Source organism: Halalkalibacter sp. HAAS-P013 (assembly GCF_056619925.1).
Genome location: NZ_JBWQTU010000006.1, coordinates 85,896 through 101,881 on the forward strand (window position 1 = coordinate 85,896; position 15,986 = coordinate 101,881).

Genomic DNA, 15,986 nt, shown 5'->3' on the forward strand with positions numbered 1-15,986 from the left:
CACTCCACATCTGACATTTAACAGAACAAGAGGCTTAGAGAAGCCTCTTGACTGTTTCATGAAAAAGGTATAATCCTTCTTACTGGTTGAATCGACGTAGTTCTCGTTCTACTCGTGTAACTTGTTGATCTAACGTTGACTTTGCATCTTCACCAAGCGCCATTGCATGAAACGTCTGAGCAAAGGCATCCGTTAATACCGGATAAGCTGGTGTAGTAGGACGTGCATGGGCTGTTTGAACAACTTGATCACGCATGATCCTTTTTGGTAACTCATTATACTCTTCCATACTCTCAAATGCAGATTTACGAGCAGGAGGCATACCAGTAACTTCAGATAAGCCAATTACTGATTCTTCATTTGTCATCCATTGCATCGCTTTGTATGCAGCTTCTGGGTGCTCAGCCTGTGTTGAAATGGCATAAGCCATACTTCCAGATGGTGATTTAGGAACTTCGCTATATGGATAAGGCATCATTCCAAAGTCCATTCCAGCATTCTCTGCAGATACAGCGATCCAAGGTCCTCCAAGGGCCATTGCCGCATTCCCTGACTCGAATTGCGTTTCAGAAGGAGTTAAACTAACGACACCTTCTTCAAATAAACTCTTCACGTATTCAAACGCTTCAACACTTTCAGGACCGTTCAAATATCCATCAACCGTTGTTCCATCTTCAGATATTAACTCGCCTCCGTTTGACCAAATAAACGGTGCGCCCATATACGTATACCACTCACCAACACCATAATCCATAAACAAGTTGAGTCCATAACGATCATCCGTTGTTAGTTGTTTAGCAACAGCCATAAACTCATCCCAAGTCCACGCATCTTCAATCGTTGTTGGTGCTTCTATCCCTTCTTCTTCAAAAATTTCTTTATTATAATAAAGAACTACCGATGACTCCATTGCACCTAAAGAATACAACTGATCATTATACGTACCTTGTTGAAGAATGGAATCTACAAAATCTTCTTTGTCTTCTTCCGAGATATACTCATCAATAGGAGCAATAATTTCCGCATCTGCATAACTAGCAACGAAAGGGCCATCAAGCGCTAACACATCTGGTAGATTACCTGCAACTAAGGCAGCATTTAAGCTGTCATTATAGGAGCTGCCGCCATCATCCATGACCACTTCCACATTGATTTTAATTTCACCGTCATGAGCTTCATTGAACTCTTCAATTCTCTTTTTGTAAAATTCAGTCTCTTCTTCGCCTGATTGGTGAATCCACATGCTTAATTCAGTGACTCCCGCGACCTCTTGACTCTCATCAACACTCGATCCTTCATCAGTAGATGTTTCTTGATTGTTATTGCCACAAGCGGCTAACAACACTACCATGAGCATGAAAACAAAAAACAACTTAGCTCGACTCATCATCATTCCCCCAAACTCTTATTATTTGAACTTTAGTAAACTAGTGCTCTTTTTGTAAGAGCTTACACATATCATAGCCAAGGTTCAAAAATATGTCAAACGTTTTCATAAAAATAAACCGCGTTAATTTAAAATAACTTTTATAAAAAACTCCCATAAAACAGCGATAACTCTATAACTTATTACAATTTAATATATCTAAGTGACAAATTTTTTCTTTGTGTAACGTCATTTTCAGGGTAACGATATCATATTCATTTAACTAAACGAGGTAAATGAATAATAAACTATTATTTATTTGTTTTTATTCTAGTAACATCACTGAAAATTAATATGACATACGTTACCATATTTATGGTACACTCTATGTGCATTCAAATCTCGAATTTTTCTAAATGAACTACTTTCTCATTCGGTTCATTTCTGGTATGTTTAAAATAGAACGCTTTCATACGGCATATGAATTCTAAACAAGGAGAAATCAATGGTAAATATTAAAGATGTTGCAAAAAAAGCTGGCGTTTCCGTGACGACGGTTTCAAGAGTGATAAATAACAGAGGATATATCGGCAAAGAAACTCGTAAAAAAGTCGAAAAAGCGATGGCTGACATTAATTATTCTCCTAACCAAATCGCTAGAGCACTTCAGAAAAGTCAGTCCTATCTCTTAGGTGTGATTGTACCTGACTCCGAACACCCTTTTTTCGCTGAACTTATTAAGAACATTGAATTATACGCATATAATAATAATTACAAACTCTTATTATGCAACTCACTAGACGAGGCTGAAAAAGAAACAAATTATATCGGAATGCTCCGTGAAAACCGAGTTGATGGCATTATCATGTGTAGCCAAACATTGGATGTAGAAGAATATAGAAAAGTAGATCTACCAATTGTTTCATTTGACCGAATCATGTCTAACGATATTCCATATGTGGGATCAGATAACTTTAATGGAGGCCGCGTTGCAACGAAACACTTAGTAGATAGCGGTTGCAAAAAGCTATTGCACCTTTCCGGCCCGCTTGATTTAGATATGTTACCAAATAGGCGTGCGGATGCTTTTAAACTCGTATGTATGGAGCATGACATACCATATAAAATTATTGAAGAAGAATATAGCAGAGAGACATTTTCAATTTTCGAACTGCATGAAGAATTTATCGAAGAGAAAGTATCCAAAGAACTCCTTACGTATGATGGTGTTTTTTGTAGTAATGATATATTAGCTTATGCTTTATATATCCATGCACAAAAAAGAGGCATTAAAGTACCAGAACAACTAAAAATTGTCGGATATGACTTTAACTCTTTTACCCGAATGCTACAGAAACCAAAGCTTACCACAGTTAAACAACCGGTTGACCGCATCGGTCGTGAGCTATGCTCTACATTAATAAACATGATTGAAGACAAAGATGGAGAAAAGCGAAACAACACCATTGTTGATATTGAGCTAATAAGAGGAGAAACGACATAGGAGCAAATGATAAAGTAACGAAAAGAAGCCTAACAAAGTTGAATTCAACTGTTAGGCTTCTTTTCTTTTAATTAGGCTTTTTTCGCATACTTTGTTGCTTTTATGGTACGTGCCCTTCACATGTTCGTTCCATTGCGCTCCAGCCACTCGCTTTCCGCGGGGAGGTGGCGAGCCTCCTCGGCTGCGCCTGTGGGGTCTCGCCCCTACCTCTGCATCCCGCAGGAGTCGAGTGGCTTCCGCTCCATTTCACTAAGAGAAAAACGTTTCTTCACAGCATCATCTTTACGTAAACAGCCTTTAATATCATTACGCGTTCACAGCCTCATCTCTTCCTCACGTATCATCTCAATAAACAATGGTACATACTTCGGGTCAAATTGGTTACCAGAACAATGCTCTAGTTCAACAATCGCCTCTTCAAATGTTTTGGGTTCCTGGTACGGACACTCGGTTGTCATCGCATCAAATGAATCAATAATAGAGAGGATTCTCGCTAATTTTGGGATGCAATCGCCTTTTAATCCATGTGGATACCCTTTGCCATCATAGCGTTCATGGTGTAGTTCCACCAACGGCACCAAATGTAATAAATTTTTATTTGTAGAAACGATCTCCTTGCCCCAAGTAACGTGCTTCTTGATCATTTCCCATTCATGCTGATCTAATTTACCTTTTTTATTCATAATATCCCTTGGGATTTCGAGCTTCCCAATATCATGAATAAGTGCCCCCATGATCAAGGTTTTCTTTTCATAATCATTTAAATCTAGTTTATTAGCAAAATGAAAGGCATAGGTAAATACACGTTTACTGTGCTTGTACGTATTCATATCCTTAGAGAGAAAAATCCGAACTTGCTGCTCAAGCAACTCGAATTCTTTTTCTTCGTCGAGACTTTTTTGAACAACATCTTCTTCATCATATAAATGAATTTTATTCTTCCCTTGTGCTTTTGCATAATACAGCGCCCGGTCAGCTTGCCCTAATAACTCAGAAGAACTATCAATCATTCCTTCCTGATAAATAATTCCCGCAGAAAACGATAAGCACCCATGCGGCAAGATTTCGACTCCTTTGAAATACGTATCATTCATCTTCTTACGTAATCCATCTACAAATTGAAATGCATCATTTTCTGTCGTATTAGGCATTAAAATCGTAAACTCTTCTCCACCATAGCGTGCAAGAGTGTAATTGGAGTCACTACACCCCTCTTTTAATACCAGGCCAAAGCACTTAAGCAATTCATCTCCTTGTAGATGACCGAAATACCCATTGTATTTGTTAAAGTCGTCAATATCGATCATTGCCAAACTTATTTTCTCATCCTTTTGCTCTTTCAAAAGCTCTTCTAACAGCTCTTTAAAATAACCATGATTATAAAGTCCAGTAAGCTGGTCCACGTTAGCCCTCAGTGATGCTTCTTCATACAATTTGAAGTGCTTTTTAAATGCATATGATAGAACTAAAAGTAAACAAGAAAAAAGAAAGAGCCCATAAAATGGCTGGTGTAAAAGCAAAATCCCAAGTACCAGAGACAAAATGAGAATACTAATATAGCTCGAAATTGATTCTTTGATTACACCAATAACGATTGCTAACAAACTGTCCGCATCAAGCAAATAAAAATACATCCCAATACAAAAAACATTTAATAGCATGTAAACAGCTAAAGTCAAAATATAACTATGAACAAATTCTGGACTAATGACCCCAACTTGGCCACCCGTTAAGACAAAGACCGAATAAGCAGAAACAATCATTATTGAAAAAGTTGCAAAGTTAAAAATATGCTTCCACCAGAGGATTTTCACCTGATAGAGCGCTCCGATCATGCTGCTCACAAAGAGAATCATTAACGTGAAATCAAGACCAAAGACAAAAATACACGCTAAATAAACAGCTGAATCCATTGAAAGTGCATTTCCTTTTGGAGGAAGAAGAATCGTGAAATGTCTGCACAAAACTAGGACGATTACTAAACAAGCCATCAAAACCCACAATATAGGCGAATATGCATCAAATGTCATATCCCCATACATAGCAAAGAGAGCAATCCCTAGAATAGATATTAAGATGACGTAGATATTCGCTTTTTGCTTACATATTCCTTTATTATTCATTTGTCTTCAACTCTCTAATACATAGTAAAAGGGGCTGTCCCAAAAGGCCGAAACAGAGGTGGCAATGGCTCCGTTCGCTACGCGCCTTGAGAGGAGAACCCCACTCCTCTCAAGGCTTTTAAAAGATGTAGCGACTTCGCTCATTGCTTCGGGGGTGTTTCAAAAGGTCGAAAACAGACCTTTTGAGACACCCCCTTTAAAAAATACTAAATGGAAATCTGATGGTAAAGCAACAACTAGAGATGAAATAATTAGCTTTTTCTTATTCATATGTATCATCTCTTCAAAACTTATACAATTACTTTATAATAGTTTAACAATATTTTTAATAGACTGCAATGTAACGCTTTAATTAGTAACTTAATTTAGTCTCTTATTCTATCAACATACTGATGGATAAATAAACTAGAAATAAATAATTAAGGCTCTATTAATAATACCACTAATTACCATATATTACAAAAAAATAAAAATAAACAGTGAAATAATGAATATCAAAAACACATATTAACTTTTGATCACCGTTTCTAACAACACTTATGATCGATATCTTTTTAGGTTTGCTTATTGGAATCGGTCTTTCAATTATCGTGGCTCTCATAAAGAAACTTCTTTTTCTTATGTACCATAAAAAAACCTTATAGATAGCGTTACGCTATCTATAAGGGGTTCTAATTGATTACCAAGATGACACTTCTCCGTTTCTACTTCGTCTTTTGCTTTGAACTCAAAACCTTTTAGAATGTTTAATGCATGCAAGGCAATTAATCCTTGGAGGCTTTGAATATATTATTTTTAGCTTTTTAAGAAAAATAAAATTTACTTCCCAAGCGCGTATAGGTTCCTGTCTTATAAGACAACATCGCTTCGTTTTTTCATTACATGGATCACTGCTGCGAGATTCCGAGCCGTATTTTTCATATTTTCATAACCCGTTTCTAGAGCTTCCTCTAGCGTTATCGCTCCTGGAACAATACTAAAGAGAGCATCAATGCCGTGATCATATACATTTGTGTAATCATTTGTTAAACTGCCAGCAAGAGCAATGACGGGGACATCATATTTCTTGGCTGTATCCGCCACACAAATTGGTGTTTTTCCATGAATCGTTTGATGGTTGATGCCGCCTTCCCCCGTAATAACTAAATCTGCATCGCGCACAGCTTCTTCTAGCTTCGTTGCTTCAATGACTAGATCTCCGCCTCGCTTCAGTTTTGCAGGTAGAAACGCAAGCAGTCCAGCTCCTAAGCCACCGGCTGCCCCAGATCCCGGGACATCTTGAATGTCCTTGCCAACGTCGCGCTTAATCACGCTTGCATAATGAGCTAGATTCGCGTCCAATAGCTCAATTTGTTCTGGAGTTGCTCCTTTTTGAGGACCGTATATGGCAGAAGCCCCTTTAGGACCTGTTAACGGATTATCAACATCACACGCCACATCTAATTTCACATTAGCAAGGCGTATATCGAGCGTCGAAAGGTCAATCCGTTCAAGCTTTGCTAGACCTGCTCCACCAAGTGGAATGTCCAAACCGTCTTGATCTACTAATTTTCCTCCAAGTGCTTGAACCATTCCAGCACCTCCATCATTTGTTGCGCTTCCACCAATTCCAATAATAATTCGCTCCACCCCTTTATCTAGAGCGATGGAAATTAATTCACCCGTCCCAAACGTCGTGGCAACCATTGGATCACGTTTCTTTCTTGGCACTAACTCAAGCCCTGATGCTGCAGCCATTTCAATGACGGCTGTCTTTCCATCACCAAGCAAACCATAAAATCCTTTTACTTTATCTCCTAATGGACCTGTAACGGTTGCATGTTCAATCTGTCCTCCTGTTGCATCTACTAACGATTGAACCGTGCCTTCTCCGCCATCAGCCATCGGAACTTTTACAAAATGGAAGTCTGGCAAAACTTCTTTCAACCCCGCTTCAATGGCATTTGCTGCTTCTAACGCCGTTAAACTCTCTTTAAACGAGTCTGGTGCAATGACAATTTTCTTCATGATCAGTTCCCCCTAATTTATAAAAATAGTTTAAATACGCCAAAGATTAATGTTGAAATGATCGCAATCGTCAATCCAACGAGTGACTCATACGGAATCAGCTTTAATCGTTCTTGGAAGTTCATCAGCACACTTCCTGCTGTTGCGTGGAAGAAGCTTCCGTGCGGGAGGTGATCTAAAACAGTGGAACCAGCATGAATCATTGCTGCCCCGGCAAGGCCCGCTACACCTAACTCAATCAGCGTTGTACTAAAGACACTACTTGCCACCGCTGCACCCGCAGTTGTTGAAGCAGTTGCTGCTGACATGAAGATACCTGATACAGGTGCTAAAACGTAAGACGGAAGCCCAAGCACATCAATGCCGTCAATTAAAACATTTCTAAGACCAGAGTTCGAAATAATTCCAGCTAACGTACCTGTTCCAAGAAGTAAAACAGCAACACCTGACATCTTATTTAACCCAGAAACAATAAACTTATTAACAGACGTAATCTTACCCATTACTAGTGCACCGATAAGTCCACCAGCTGGAAGCGCTAGCATCGGGTCGATCACAATATCAAATAATGGACGTAGGGCTAGTAATACAATCGTTACAAGTGGAGCTATGATCGCAAGACCGAAAGTTGGAAGCTTTTGATCATTTGTTTGCGTGATTTCATCAAGCGAAACCATGGACCCTTTGTTCACTAACCTTTTCGCAATTACATAAGTAACAAATAGCCCACATAACCCTGGTATAATACCTGCAGCCATCACAGATGTTAGCGGTACTTCAAACGCCTCTGCAACTGCGATCGTATTTGGATTCGGTGACATGATATTTCCTGCCTTACCTCCACCAATCATAGCTAGTAATATTGCCGTTTTTGATAGATTTGCTCGACTAGCAATCGCTAAAGCAATTGGCGCCACAGTAATGACAGCTACGTCTACAAACACACCGACAGCTGTTAAAATCATTGTCGCAATTGCTAGAGCAAATAACGCTTTTTTCTCCCCGATTTTCTTTACAATGCTTTCTGCGATGGAAGCAGCTGCACCCGACTCAATTAACACACCTGCTAGCACACCAGCTGCTAAAATTCGTAAAACAGCAGGGATAATTCCTTGCGCTCCCCCCATCATTAAGTCAACCGTTTCCGTTACTGATGCTCCACCGACTAAGCCACCGACCATCGCTCCTCCTACTAATGCGTAGACCGGCGGTACTTTTCTAAATATAAGAACAATTGCTAATACTAAACCTACTATTGCACCTAAAGCGCTTACTTGAATATCCATCGTTGTCCCTCCTAGATTGATCATAATCTAGTATTCATTGTAAGCGTTTTATATTTTTAATTCATTGTTCAGATGAACAGAATAAACCGTATTCATTTACTCTTTTTCTGTTCATTTGAACAATTCATTTTTTATGATCAGCAAATGTATCAATAATAAGTGAGAGGTACAATTCAAATAAATCCTTGTAGTTTCTAGGATCTTTGCCTGTAACTTCTTTTATTTTTTCTAATCGATATTGGAGCGAGTTTCGATGGATAAATAACTCATTTGACGTGTTGATCGCTTTTCCACTGTGATTAATATACACTTGCAGCGTCTTTTGAAGCTCCCCCAACTCATCTTCTTCTTTTAACCTATTGATCAAATCGAAAAATGGGTTGTTTTCGATCTCATTTGCTAATTTACTCATAAACACATAAATAGCAAGATCATCATACAATAACACTTTTTGTCGAGGAGCTAATTTTTCGCCAACGTCCATTGTCTCTTTTGCTTCTATAAAAGATTGATACAGCTTTTTAAAGGTTGGATGATAGCTACCAATTGCTACTTTTATCGTCGTATCAATTTTCGTTAGCTGTGTCATCCAAATTCGAATCGTATTTAGTGTCCGTTCCTTCTCCCACTGGTCATCTTTCACATCCACCTTTTTTACAATCACGATCTCTCCTGTATACGTGGTAACAATGAGATCGTCCTGTTCAATAAGTTCATTGATCATAAGTTCTACTTTTCGTTTCCGCGCCAAATCATGATCATCACTTTTCACAACGATGACCACTCTTGAAATCAATAAATCTACCTGTAGGGACTTTGCCTTTTCATAAAACAAATTTTCATCGAGATGATTGCCGTTAAGCCATTGATGAACAAGCTCTTCTTTAATTCGTTCATCGAGTTGTAACTGCTTCTGAAGAAAAGCCTGTTCAATAATCATTTCCGTTGTCATCTTGACTAATTCTCCGTACCCTCTTATTACCTCAAGGTCACCCGTTATCCCAACAACACCTAAAACCTCTCCTTGAAACAGAATCGGTAAATTAATCCCCTCTTTGACTCCCTTCCAATATTCTGTGTCTTCCTTTCCAATTTCCACTGTCTCTTTCTTTCTTAAAACTTCACTAGCCACTTCATGTTTCGTCGAAATGCGCTGTTTATCGCCTGAACCGATAATTCTTCCTTCTTGGTCCATCACATTAATATTGTAAGGAAGGATAGCCATCGTTCGATCAACAATTTCCTGGGCAAGTTGTTTCGTTAAATAGATTGTCATCGTTGGCACCCCTCCTACTATGTTTGTCACACCCGTTAATTCAACACTGCAGGCTCAGGATACTCATACCCTTTTGTATCAATCGTTACTTTCTCCATCCGTTGCTCCTCAAATGGATTATCTCTAAAGTCACGTTCTGTGAGAACGATTGCATCGACTGTATCCATCCCTTCAATGACCTTTCCAAAAGAAGCATACTGCCCATCTAATTGTGCAGAGTCATCGACCATAATAAAAAATTGAGAACCTGCAGAGTTCGGATCACTTGTTCTTGCCATTGAAATCACCCCGCGCTCATGCTCTAGCGGGTTCTCAAATCCATTGTCCAAAAACTCCCCCGGAATGGTGTAATCAGGACCGCCTGATCCATCTCCAGCAGGATCACCGCCTTGAATCATAAAGCCGGGAATCACACGATGGAATGTCAATCCATCAAAGAATCCCTCTTCTACTAAAGAAACAAAGTTTACAACCGTATTTGGTGCAATGTCCGGATACAATTCAACTACAATTTCTTCTCCATTTTCCATTGTCATTGTCACGATTGGATTTTCTTCTACGTCAAGCGTATATGGATATGGCCCTTCGTTTGCTTCATTGGCTTCCTCTTCTTGCTTGACCTCGTTATCTGATTGAACCTCACCTGCTTGCTCTTCTTCCTGCTGTGTTCCACAGCCTGTTAGTAGCAGGGTGAATGCTACAAAGCTAGCAAGTAGTATTGCGTTAATTTTCATGTATGAACCTACCTCCTGTATGTATGTGCAAAATGCGTATTTATTATAGCATGCATTGATTGTGAAAACTTTATAACTGATACGAAAGTAAGCTCTAAGTTATGCTCCTTCTTCAACACGCGGCAACCGAATATAAAAGCTCGTGCCTTCATTTATTTGGCTCTCTACGCTCAATTTCCCACTCATCGATTCAATAATACGAATCGAAACAAGCATCCCAAGACCCGTACCTTCTCTCCCCTTCGTCGTAAAATACGGCTCCCCAATTCGGGCGAGCTGCTCCTTAGTCATCCCTTGCCCATTATCAGATATGATAAGGAGAAGATTCCCATTCTCCTCCTTCGTCTCAATCGAAAGCAGTCCTTTGTTCGGCATAGCCTCAATGCAATTTTTTGTAAGGTTGATTAAACATTGTTGAAAAAGCTGCTCCTCACCTTTGAAGAAGTAATCATCAATCTTTTTTCTAATTTCTACCCCATTCATGTTCGCAAAAGGAGTCACAATTTGAAACGTTCGATTCAGCTCTTCTTTAATATTAAGAGTCTTCACATTTTCTGGTGAGGGCTTGGCAAACGTCAAATAGTCACGAATGATATCATTGGCCCGGTCAATTTCACCAATTGATATTTTTAGAAATTCCTTGCGCTTTTCTTCAGGAATTTCACTTTGAAGCATCATTTGCATAAATCCTCTAACCGTTGTTAACGGGTTGCGCACCTCATGTGAAATCGATGAGGCTAGATGGCTGACAACCTCCATTTTTTCCGCTTTCATGACTCGTTTGTGCACCAAAATATGATCATGAAACAATTCGTATAAATACACGATAGAAGCTGTCGCACATAACGTAACAAGTCCATGGAGGAATAAAAATACAATAGAAAACGTAGCACCAAATAGAAACGTAGAATTTAACATTGCTACTAACGTTGCAACTGTAGACAGAGAACTCGCGAGCACCACTTTTCTTTTCCGTGAAGCCTTTTGGAAAGAAGGATTGATATAAATTAAAGTGATAAGAAGAATAGACACGACCATAGCCGTCGTGATAGCACCGACTCCACCAATTAAAAAGCGGAAGAAAACCGTAACCGCAGCTAACATAATGGACGCTGAGATCCCTCCATATAAGCCACCAATGGTTAGGGCAACTAATCTCAAATCAAAAATATACCCCTCTATCACAGGAATCGGAAATGACATACAGGCTATAATCGCAAGCGTAGTTGAAACGATATGAATTTTCCTCTTATGTTCATAAAAAAACTTATATGTATTGATCTCCAATAAAATTGGTACAAACAGCAAAAACACTAACAAAAAAAGAACGTTTAATAACAACTGTTCAAGTCCATACAAGTGATCGCCACCCTTTTAACATATTCTTGCTACTTTCATATTCTCCTAAATGTTACGAAACCCTTTCCAATCTTTACATTTATGTAAAATTAGATGAAGATAAGAAAGAGAACAATAGAATCCAATTAGGTGGTGAAGGTATTTATGCCTACAAAAAACTACGTATTAGCCTTAGACATTGGAACAACTAGCGCGAAAGCTGTTTTATTTCAAAAAAGCGGCATTGTTGTAGCTGAACATGAAAACGCATACCCGGTGCATCATCCACACCCAGCTTGGGTAGAACAAGATCCTCATGAAATTGAACAAGCGGCGATTACAGCCATTTCTACTGCTGTTTTGAAAAGCGGGATTGATCAACATGACATAAGCTGTGTCGGCATCTCTAGCGCCATGCATTCTTTAATATGTATGAATGAGCAACACGAAGCCATTTCCCCATCAATTACATGGGCAGACGGGCGCAGTGTCGACCAAGCAAACCACTTGAAAAAGTTTGCAGGCAAAGACATTTATTTAAAAACTGGAACACCGATTCACCCTATGTCTCCTTTACCTAAATTAATCTGGATGAAGGAGACTGGCTATCAACCTTACTTACAAGCAGCAAAATTCGTATCAATTAAAGAATATTTATTAGTGAAATGGTTTGGTACATACAAAGTTGATTATGCGGTTGCCTCAGCAAGCGGGCTTTTTAACATTCATACGTTTGACTGGGAGAGCTCAGCTCTATTAGCCGCTGGGATTACACGTGACCAGTTGTCAGAACCTGTACCTTCTACAACGGTATGCCAAGGGCTTTCCTCACAGTTGGCCGCCCAGCTTTCTCTCCCACAAGACATCCCATTTGTGATCGGATCAAGTGATGGCCCCCTCGCCAACCTTGGGATTGGCGCGATTAATCCAGGGGATGTCGCAATTACAATTGGAACAAGCGGAGCGATAAGACAAATGTCAGCAAAGCCTGAGACCGATGAATTACAAGAAATTTTTTGTTATGGTGTCACGAAGGATTTATGGATTATGGGAGGGCCAACGAATAACGGCGGCATCGTCTTTCAGTGGATGAAAGATGTGTTAGGTGAAGCAGAGGTTGAGCGTTCGCTGGTTTCTGGAAGCGGGAGTGCGTATGACCTTTTGACTACTTTAGCAGCAGACGTTCAGCCTGGAGCAGACGGTTTATTGTTTTTGCCATTTCTAAACGGTGAACGTGCTCCTTACTGGGATGCCGATGCTCGTGGAAGTTTTATCGGGTTAACCCTTGCCCATCGAAAACAACATATGATTCGTGCAGGATTAGAAGGCGTCATTTTTAGTATGTATAGCATTGGCGAAGCACTGGAGCGCCTAGCTGGAACACCTTCAAATCTGTTTGCAAGCGGCGGATTCGCCAGGTCTTCATTATGGCTGCAAATCGTCGCAGATATATTCGGACGCGAGGTCCACGTTCCCGTCAGCCACCAAAGTTCGGCTTGGGGCGCTGCTTGGTTTGGCCTCTATGCACTCGGAGACGTTCCTTCGCTCGCTGCAATTAAAGAAGATATTCCGATGAAGGAAAGCTACATTCCAAACAGCGTAAATCATGAGCTCTATTTACAGTTGTACAAAACATATAGTGAGTTATACTTTTCGCTAAAGCCGCATTTCCGGTCGCTTTCTGCGTTGCAGAGAGAGGTAGGTAGGTGAGTTTTAGAGAAGGCTGATGAAGGTGAGCTTCATCAGCCTTTTATTGTGTTTTTGAGGGGGTGACTAACGATCTCCTGTCAAAACCGTACCTTTTTCAGTGGCCTCACAAAAAAGAACTCTGCACGTAAGCAGAGCTCTCACAAAAAACTATTCTTCTAACCCCAAATGTCCTCTTAGCTCACTTCTTACACGAGCCAGCTCATCATCTGGTACTTGCAAATAATAAATTCCATTAATCGTTGCGTTATTCCCCTTGATCTCCATTTGCTCGACGTTGTGACGAGCATCGCGGTAATTGGCTTGAAGTTTCCACATTTCATCTAACGTCATATCTGTACGAACCGACTCACCGACAGCTCCTAAAATACCGCCAACTTTTGTGACTGTACCAATGTTAGCAGCTTCTTGAATCACAGCATCAACAATTTCACGTTGACGATCGTTCCGGCCGAAATCACCACGCGGATCCTCTTTTCTCATACGCGAATAAGCAAGTGCTTCTTCACCATTTAAGAATAATTGGCCTTCAGCGAATGTGTGGCCCCCGTAATTAAATGCAAATGGATTATCAACTTCCACCCCGCCAAGCGCATCAACTACACCCTTGAAGCCTTCCATATTAATACTAATATAATGATCGATTGGAATATCTAAAAAGTTGGCTACTGTATCAGCTGTCATTTGGACTCCGCCAAATGCATATGCATGATTAATTTTATCGAGTTGCCCGCGTCCGATAATTTCCGTACGAGTATCACGCGGAATGCTTAACATTTTAATGGATTGATCATTCGGATTGACCGTCATGACAATAATCGTATCTGAACGTCCAGCATGGGTATCGCCTCTTGAGTCGACACCAGCTATTAGAAATGAAAGTGGTTCTCGGCTCTCTAGATCAACAACTCGAGAGGGCGAAAATGGTTCGTGCATCTCCTGAACCGTGTCCGTTACAGATTTGTATAAATAAAAGAAATAAGCAACAACCGACAAAAATACAACGCCAACAATTAACCCAAGTGATATGAAAACCTTTTTCTTCTTCATTTCTTGCCTCATCTCTATAAATTCTTGAACCTTGTGAAATGAATATAGATTCTTAGATATTATAGTGAATCCGACCTAAGCTAGCAATAACTATTTTCTTCCTTATCTCCTTTCATTCGACGTTTCTTTTACTAAATCTGTCGGTAAAAACTACACTCCCTGTGACATCGTTCGTCTTACTTCCCAAATAATGATTGCTATAGTCTTACTATAGAGAAAAACTAGCGCTTTTTGACTAGTAGAAAGGTGGAGTCATTTACTTTATGAAGCAACTCGTTTATTACGCTATTATTCTATCAAGCATTACTATCATTTTTCTTGGGTACATTCAATATGATCATAAGCTAGCGAAAATCGCTACTGATGCCGAGGTTATTGAACTAGAGCAAGCTTCTGAGGATTTTCAAGAAGAGGTGGAAAAATCACAATATGAGCTTGGCGGCCTACTAGAGGAAGTAGCAAAGCAAAATGAAGAGGAAGAGGAATTTCTATTGATGGTAATCGGCTCATCCGCTGTATCTAGTACTGAAGAAAGTTCTTCAATGCCACAATTACTACTCCCACAATTCAAGACGCTCTTGCCTAGTCAGAACGTAGCTCTAACTGTTATCGATGTGAAAGAGGCTACTTCAAGTGAAGTGCTATCTGATAATTACATAGAAAAAGTAATAAAGAATAATCCTGACCTTTTAGTCATTGAACCATTTTTACTAAATGATTATGATCAGTTATCAATTGAGGATTCTCTTGAAAATCTAGAAACTGTAATGAGTGAATTAACGGAGGAGCTATCTGATACTTTAATCGTCTTATCTCCCCCACATCCACTTGAAGACGATAATTACTTGAGATTTACAGATAAAATGAAAGCCTTCGCTATCGAACAAAAGTACCTATATGCAGACCACTGGGAAGCATGGCCTGCAAAAGCAAATGAATTGCCAAAGGAAAAATGGCATATGATTTGGACTGATTATTTAATGGATTTTTTTGTAAAATAGAGGACTATAGCCATTAACATGGTTTTTTCTGTAAATTAAAGGATCATCGCCATCGAAATGTAAAATCCTGTTAGTGGTTGCCGCAGCTAACAGGATTTCTTTTTTTAGAATTTATTCATTAAAGTCCCAGAGGATTTTCCATTCATTCGTTTCTTGGTCTTGTGTAACGTAGACATCTTGTTCGAGGCGGTAGTTTCCATTGTCTCGGTCTCTGATTTCTTTTGTTACGGTAACTTTGTAGGCTGTTTCAAATGGTTCTGAGCTTTCAAACATACTCCAGTCTTTTATTTTATTTGGTTTGCTAAGAGAATACGGAAAGCCTTCTACACCGACAAACTTCCCTCTGTTTTCAATATAGCGACCTCTTGAATTCCTTTCTTGCATTTTTGGGTGGAACAGATCATACGCTGATGAGAAATGAGCTTCTTGCTCATATGTATAGAATGCATCGACGACTTTTTTTGCTTTTTGTGGCTCTGATGGAATGAGGAAGAAGAAAATCAGCCCTATGAGTAATGCTACCGGGATGATGAGGATCATTTTGTTTGGTCCTCTTTTGTACAAGAGAATTCCTCCTTTTCTCACATAATGATG

Annotated in this window: 12 protein-coding genes; 3 read left to right on the forward strand and 9 right to left on the reverse strand. The window is 39.6% G+C overall.

Going from position 1 to position 15,986, the window contains the following annotated elements; translation table 11 throughout:
• Positions 1-79: 79 nt before the first annotated feature.
• Complete coding sequence (locus AC1FXP_RS10690) at positions 80-1,393, reverse strand: sugar ABC transporter substrate-binding protein (protein WP_480061157.1); 1,314 nt, start codon at positions 1,391-1,393, stop codon at positions 80-82.
• A 478-nt stretch (positions 1,394-1,871) separates the two neighbouring features.
• Between AC1FXP_RS10690 and AC1FXP_RS10695 the strand changes: the two genes are divergently transcribed.
• Positions 1,872-2,870: a LacI family DNA-binding transcriptional regulator gene (locus AC1FXP_RS10695; RefSeq protein ID WP_480061159.1), complete on the forward strand. Its 999-nt coding sequence runs from the start codon at positions 1,872-1,874 to the stop codon at positions 2,868-2,870.
• A gap of 314 nt (positions 2,871-3,184) precedes the next feature.
• On the opposite strand, the gene AC1FXP_RS10700 is transcribed toward AC1FXP_RS10695, so the two are convergent.
• The 6 genes from AC1FXP_RS10700 to AC1FXP_RS10725 all read right to left on the reverse strand — a co-directional run bounded on the left by AC1FXP_RS10700 (position 3,185) and on the right by AC1FXP_RS10725 (position 11,655).
• Positions 3,185-4,993, reverse strand: a complete 1,809-nt coding sequence (locus tag AC1FXP_RS10700; protein ID WP_480061161.1) for a bifunctional diguanylate cyclase/phosphohydrolase — start codon at positions 4,991-4,993, stop codon at positions 3,185-3,187.
• 849 nt (positions 4,994-5,842) lie between these two features.
• Complete coding sequence (locus AC1FXP_RS10705) at positions 5,843-7,000, reverse strand: glycerate kinase (protein WP_480061163.1); 1,158 nt, start codon at positions 6,998-7,000, stop codon at positions 5,843-5,845.
• Between the two features lie 17 nt (positions 7,001-7,017).
• Positions 7,018-8,286: a GntP family permease gene (locus AC1FXP_RS10710; RefSeq protein WP_480061165.1), complete on the reverse strand. Its 1,269-nt coding sequence runs from the start codon at positions 8,284-8,286 to the stop codon at positions 7,018-7,020.
• 124 nt (positions 8,287-8,410) lie between these two features.
• The gene (locus tag AC1FXP_RS10715; protein WP_480061167.1) at positions 8,411-9,562 is read right to left on the reverse strand and encodes a CdaR family transcriptional regulator; all 1,152 of its coding nucleotides are present in this window, start codon (positions 9,560-9,562) and stop codon (positions 8,411-8,413) included.
• 35 nt (positions 9,563-9,597) lie between these two features.
• On the reverse strand, positions 9,598-10,296 hold the full coding sequence (locus AC1FXP_RS10720; protein WP_480061168.1) for a peptidylprolyl isomerase: 699 nt from the start codon (positions 10,294-10,296) through the stop codon (positions 9,598-9,600).
• 99 nt (positions 10,297-10,395) lie between these two features.
• The gene (locus AC1FXP_RS10725) at positions 10,396-11,655 is read right to left on the reverse strand and encodes an ATP-binding protein (RefSeq protein ID WP_480061170.1); all 1,260 of its coding nucleotides are present in this window, start codon (positions 11,653-11,655) and stop codon (positions 10,396-10,398) included.
• A gap of 144 nt (positions 11,656-11,799) precedes the next feature.
• Here AC1FXP_RS10725 and AC1FXP_RS10730 point away from each other — a divergent pair, with 144 nt between their 5' ends.
• The gene (locus tag AC1FXP_RS10730) at positions 11,800-13,344 is read left to right on the forward strand and encodes a gluconokinase (RefSeq protein ID WP_480061172.1); all 1,545 of its coding nucleotides are present in this window, start codon (positions 11,800-11,802) and stop codon (positions 13,342-13,344) included.
• Positions 13,345-13,491: 147 nt separating this feature from the next.
• Here the strand turns inward: AC1FXP_RS10730 and AC1FXP_RS10735 are convergent, their stop codons facing one another.
• Entirely contained in the window at positions 13,492-14,391 is a 900-nt protein-coding gene (locus AC1FXP_RS10735) for an LCP family glycopolymer transferase (RefSeq protein WP_480061174.1), read from the reverse strand.
• Between the two features lie 263 nt (positions 14,392-14,654).
• On the opposite strand from AC1FXP_RS10735, the gene AC1FXP_RS10740 reads away from it, so the two are divergent.
• On the forward strand, positions 14,655-15,392 hold the full coding sequence (locus AC1FXP_RS10740; protein WP_480061176.1) for a hypothetical protein: 738 nt from the start codon (positions 14,655-14,657) through the stop codon (positions 15,390-15,392).
• Positions 15,393-15,503: 111 nt separating this feature from the next.
• On the opposite strand, the gene AC1FXP_RS10745 is transcribed toward AC1FXP_RS10740, so the two are convergent.
• On the reverse strand, positions 15,504-15,956 hold the full coding sequence (locus tag AC1FXP_RS10745) for a hypothetical protein (protein ID WP_480061178.1): 453 nt from the start codon (positions 15,954-15,956) through the stop codon (positions 15,504-15,506).
• Positions 15,957-15,986: the final 30 nt, after the last annotated feature.

Excerpts from the sequence above, each read along its gene's own strand:
- AC1FXP_RS10690 (WP_480061157.1), bottom strand. The coding sequence starts at position 1,393 with ATGATGATGAGTCGAGCTAAGTTGTTTTTTGTTTTCATGCTCATGGTA.
- AC1FXP_RS10695 (WP_480061159.1), top strand. The coding sequence starts at position 1,872 with ATGGTAAATATTAAAGATGTTGCAAAAAAAGCTGGCGTTTCCGTGACG.
- AC1FXP_RS10700 (WP_480061161.1), bottom strand. The coding sequence starts at position 4,993 with ATGAATAATAAAGGAATATGTAAGCAAAAAGCGAATATCTACGTCATC.
- AC1FXP_RS10705 (WP_480061163.1), bottom strand. The coding sequence starts at position 7,000 with ATGAAGAAAATTGTCATTGCACCAGACTCGTTTAAAGAGAGTTTAACG.
- AC1FXP_RS10710 (WP_480061165.1), bottom strand. The coding sequence starts at position 8,286 with ATGGATATTCAAGTAAGCGCTTTAGGTGCAATAGTAGGTTTAGTATTA.
- AC1FXP_RS10715 (WP_480061167.1), bottom strand. The coding sequence starts at position 9,562 with ATGACAATCTATTTAACGAAACAACTTGCCCAGGAAATTGTTGATCGA.
- AC1FXP_RS10720 (WP_480061168.1), bottom strand. The coding sequence starts at position 10,296 with ATGAAAATTAACGCAATACTACTTGCTAGCTTTGTAGCATTCACCCTG.
- AC1FXP_RS10730 (WP_480061172.1), top strand. The coding sequence starts at position 11,800 with ATGCCTACAAAAAACTACGTATTAGCCTTAGACATTGGAACAACTAGC.
- AC1FXP_RS10735 (WP_480061174.1), bottom strand. The coding sequence starts at position 14,391 with ATGAAGAAGAAAAAGGTTTTCATATCACTTGGGTTAATTGTTGGCGTT.
- AC1FXP_RS10740 (WP_480061176.1), top strand. The coding sequence starts at position 14,655 with ATGAAGCAACTCGTTTATTACGCTATTATTCTATCAAGCATTACTATC.